This window comes from Kitasatospora sp. NPDC007106, assembly GCF_040634455.1.
Classification (GTDB): domain Bacteria; phylum Actinomycetota; class Actinomycetes; order Streptomycetales; family Streptomycetaceae; genus Kitasatospora; species Kitasatospora arboriphila.
Genome location: NZ_JBEYFP010000859.1, coordinates 1 through 2,395 on the forward strand (window position 1 = coordinate 1; position 2,395 = coordinate 2,395).

2 protein-coding genes are annotated in these 2,395 nt (G+C 73.1%); both read right to left on the reverse strand.

What is annotated here, in order from left to right; all coding sequences use genetic code 11:
* On the reverse strand, window positions 1-839 hold an 839-nt coding region (locus ABZ641_RS33305), incomplete at its 3' end, for a carbohydrate binding domain-containing protein (protein WP_359987951.1).
* 338 nt (window positions 840-1,177) lie between these two features.
* The coding region (locus tag ABZ641_RS33310; RefSeq protein WP_359987954.1) for an AMP-binding protein at window positions 1,178-2,395 on the reverse strand (1,218 nt) is incomplete at its 5' end.

A 2,395-nucleotide genomic window follows, 5' to 3' on the forward strand; every position in this document is an offset into this window, starting at 1 on the left:
ACGCCGTTGGAGGCGCCGTCCCAGTTCTCCCAGTAGCCCTGCAGGACCTTGCCGGACGGCTTCGGCTTCGTGGGGCAGGTGTCGCCCGTCGAACTGCCGCTGGGCGAGGCGCTGGTGGTCGGACTGCCGGACGGGCTGGTGCTGGTGGAGGGAGAGGTGCTGGTGCTCGGCGAGGCGCTGGCCGACGGGCTGGTGCTGGAGCTCGGCGAGGGGCTGCTGCCGCCGGGGCCGGTGAGCGACACGTCGTCCGCGTAGTACGCGGGCTGCCCGTACCAGCCGTGCACGTAGACGGTCACCGAGGTGGTGGTCGCCCCGGTGGTGAAGCTGACGCTCAGCTGGCCGTACGACGCGTTGTTCGGCGTCCAGGTGGAGGGGGCGGTGGTGAGGCCGGTGCCGGTGGCGCCGAGGTAGACGTAGCTGCCCTGGACGTAGGCGCTCAGCGTGTACTGGGAGTTGGGCTGCACGCTGACGGTCTGCGCGCACTGGGCGGTGTCCTGGCCGGTCGGCGTGGCCTTGAGCGCGGAGGTGCCGGCGTGGACCGGGCTGCCGACGGCCGTGCCGGAGCCGCCGGAGCAGGTCCAGCCGGAGAGCCCGCTCTCGAATCCGGGGTTGGCGACCAGGTTGGTGGTGGCGGCCCCGGCCGTGACGGAGCCGGCCACCGCGATGCCTCCGCCGATGACGGCGGCGGCGCTCACGCCGGCGACGGCGCGCCTCAGGACGGTCGAACCGTGCGCGGCGTGGCGGGCGCGGTGCACCTGCGGGGCGCGTTCGAAGCCGGGCTCCGGGCAGGGGCGGACGTCGCCCGGGGGACGCGGGGTCCGCGACCTTCGACGGAACATGCTGTGCTCCCTTCCCGCCGGGCGTCAGTCATGGGCATGACCAGTACGTGGGGGTGTGACGTCCGGCTGCGGGTGAGGTGGGGACATGTGGGGGCTGTGCCGGTCCGGATCGTAGGAGGGGCGGCGAGGCGTGGTCAATAGGTCTGGACCAATAGCGCAGGCTGCGGTCCGGCCGAGCGGGGGCGATGCCCGCAAGTTCGGCGTGCGGGAAGACCGATGAGTACCCCTCGGCCACCGCGGGCAGGTCGACCGGAACCGGCGCATCCTTCAACGCGACCTGCCCGGAACGCCGTTGTACGGTCGACCTGCCGCTGCGGCCCGCTCGGAGCAGAGCCGGGTCAGGTCGCCGCGGGCTGCTCGACCACGATCTCGCGCTTGAGGATCTTGCCGGTGGCGCCCTTGGGGAGCTGCTCGGTGAAGGTGACGATCCGGGGGTACTTGTAGGCGGCCACCCGCTGCTTGACGTGCTCGCGGATCAGGTCGGCGGTGGTGTGCGCACCCTCCCGGAGGACGATCACGGCGGCGATCTCCTCCCCGTGGTGCTCGTGCGGGACACCGACGACCGCCGCCTCGGCCACCGCCGGGTGCTCGTACAGCACCTCCTCGACCTCCCTCGGGTAGACGTTGTACCCGCCGCGGATGATCAGGTCCTTCTTGCGGTCGACGATGTAGTAGTAGCCGTCCTCGTCGACCCGGGCCAGGTCGCCGCTGTGGAACCAGCCGTCCTGGAAGGCCTCCTCGGTCGCCTCCGGCCGGTTCCAGTACCCCTTCATCACGTTCTCGCCGCGGATCGCGATCTCGCCGACCTCACCGGGCCCGGCCGGGCTGCGGTCGGCGGCCACGAGCCTGAGCTCCACGCCGCGGACCGGGAGGCCGATCGAGCCGGCCCGGCGGGGCCGGCCGGGGTGGTTGAACGAGGCCACCGGGGCGGTCTCGGAGAGTCCGTACCCCTCCAGCACGACGGTGCCGAACGAGCGCTCGAAGGTGTGCAGCACCTCGACGGGCAGCGCGGCGCCGCCCGACACGGCCAGCCGCACCTGCGGGAGGTCCAGGCCGTCCGGGGCAACGGCGTTGAGCAGCGCGGTGTACATGGTGGGCACGCCGAGGAAGACGGTGGCGCCGTCCCGCCGGAGGATCTCCAGGGCCTGCCGGGGGTCGAAGCGCGGCAGCAGGGTGAGGGCGGCGCCGGCCGCGACGGCGGCGTTCATCGCGCAGGTCTGCCCGAAGGCGTGGAACAGCGGGAGGCCGCCGAACAGGACGTCCTCCGGGCCGAGTTCGAAGAGCGTCTCGACGCAGGTCACGGCGTTGCTGAGCAGGTTGCGGTGGGTGAGCTCGGCGCCCTTCGGCGTACCCGTGGTGCCCGAGGTGTAGAGGATCACCGCGGTGTCCTCGGCGGCCCGCTCGGCGACCCCGTGCAGCGGCGGGATGCTGCCGAGCAGGGTGTCGAAGGCGGTGGCCTCGACGACCAGGCTGCCGACCCCGGCGTCCGCGGCGGCCTCGGCGACCTCATAGGCGAAGGGCGGGGCGGTCAGGACGGTGCGGGCCCCGGAGTCCCG